Origin of the sequence: Streptosporangium vulgare (assembly GCF_042428775.1) — a bacterium.
Classification (GTDB): domain Bacteria; phylum Actinomycetota; class Actinomycetes; order Streptosporangiales; family Streptosporangiaceae; genus Streptosporangium; species Streptosporangium vulgare.
Window position 1 is genome coordinate 1 of sequence record NZ_JBHMBS010000091.1, and the last position, 2,002, is coordinate 2,002.

Annotated in this window: 2 protein-coding genes; both read left to right on the plus strand. The window is 69.4% G+C overall.

The features are described 5' to 3' along the window. The coding region (locus ACFFRH_RS44065) for a carbohydrate binding domain-containing protein (RefSeq protein ID WP_386164146.1) at window positions 1–318 on the plus strand (318 nt) is incomplete at its 5' end. 13 nt (window positions 319–331) lie between these two features. Beyond that, window positions 332–1,672: a carbohydrate binding domain-containing protein gene (locus tag ACFFRH_RS44070; RefSeq protein WP_386164148.1), complete on the plus strand. Its 1,341-nt coding sequence runs from the start codon at window positions 332–334 to the stop codon at window positions 1,670–1,672. Window positions 1,673–2,002: the final 330 nt, after the last annotated feature.

The following is a 2,002-nucleotide window of genomic DNA, read 5'->3' on the forward strand; positions in this document are numbered from 1 at the left end:
GGCCGCACCGCCGCCTGGCAGGGCCCGCACCAGAACGTCACCACGCAGCTCACCAACAACAAGAGCTACACCACCAGCGTCTGGGTCCGCTCCCAAAACGGCACCCCCAGCGCGAAGGCGACCCTGACGCTCACCGCGAACGGCACGACGAACTACGTGCAGCTCACCCCCGCCCAGACGATCAACGCCAACGGGTGGACCCAGCTCACCGGCACCACCACCGTCTCCTGGACCGGCACGCTGACCAACGCCTCCTTCTACGTCGAGACCGCCGCCGGCACCGACGGCATCTACATCGACGACGCCTCCCTCCAGTGACGGGAGTCTCACCGTGACAAGACATCGATCACTACTGGCCATGATCGCGATCGCGGCCCTCGCCATCCTCCTGACCCCGCTTCCCGGCAGCGCGGCAACAGCCGGCACCGCGGCGGCGACGGCCGGATGCGGCAGGACGCCGACGCTCCAGAACGGCACCAACACGATCCAGAGCAGCGGCAAGACCCGTAGCTACATCGTGCGGATCCCGGCCGGCTATGACAACCGGCGCCCCTATCGGCTGGTCTTCGGGTTCCATTGGCGCGGTGGCACCGCCACCGATGTCGCCACCGGCCAGACCGTGCAGCGGGACGTGTGGTCCTACTACGGCCTGCAGCGGCTGGCCGGTGAGAGCACCATTTTCGTCGCGCCCCAGGGCATCGGCAACGGCTGGGCCAACAGCGGCGGCGAGGACGTGACCTTCGTCGACGACATGATCCGCCGGATCGAGGGCGACCTGTGCGTCGAGACGACCCAGCGCTTCGCCCTCGGCTTCAGCTACGGCGGTGCGATGAGCTTCGCGCTCGCCTGCGCGAGGCCCACCGTGTTCCGCGCCGTCGCGATCTACGCGGGCGGACGGCTCAGCGGATGCAGCGGCGGCACCCAGCCGATCGCCTACTTCCACGCCCACGGTCTGCGGGACGGCGTGCTGAACATCTCCGGCGGACGCTCGATGCGCGACCAGTTCGTCCGCAACAACGGCTGCGCCGCCCAGAACCCGCCCGAGCCCGGCCAGGGCAGCCTGACCCACCGGACCACCACTTACTCGGGCTGCGCGGCGGGCTACCCGGTCACCTGGGCCGCCTTCGACGAGGGTCACATCGCCGCCCCGCAGGACGGGGCCACCGGCGACAGCGGTTCCCGCACCTGGCTGCCCGGAGAGACTTGGAGATTCTTCACACAGTTCCAGTCATCCGGAAATCTGCTGACCAACGCCACCATGGAGGACGGCACGACGGGCTGGACCGCCTCCGGCGGCACCCTGTCCTCCGCGACCACCGTGGCCCACGCCGGCAGCCGCTCCCTGCTCAACTCCGGCCGCACCGCCGCCTGGCAGGGCCCCAACCAAAACGTCACCGCGCAGCTCACCAACAACAAGAGCTACACCACCAGCGTCTGGGTCCGCTCCCAAAGCGGCACCCCCGGCGCGAAGACCACCCTGGCACTCACCGCCAACGGCACCACCAGCTACCTCCAGCTCACCCCCGCCCAGACGATCAACACCGGCGGCTGGACCCAGCTCACCGGCACCACCACCGTCTCCTGGACCGGCACGCTGACCAACGCCTCCTTCTACGTCGAGACCGCCGCCGGCACCGACGGCATCTACATCGACGACGCCTCCTTCCAGTGACAGGGGAGGCGCCGTGAACCCGCCCCCGCGCCCGGACGGCCCTCCCGCCGACGGCGCGGGGATCCGCCGGGCCGGCCACCCGCGCCGGCCCGTGATCCCGCCGCGTTCTCCGGCCGGGTAACCACCGGGCTCGCGGCGCGGGAGGCACAGGAGACACCGTCCCCGCGCCGCGAGCCCGATCCCATCAACCGAGGAGCACGTCCATGAGATCGCTTACCTAGTGTCCTGCGTCAGAAATTCGCTGTGTAAGTTCCTGTGCTGATTCGTATGTCGCATCCGGGTCCATCGGCGGTGAAGATTCATCTGAGTGAGGCTGAGCGTGCTCGGCTG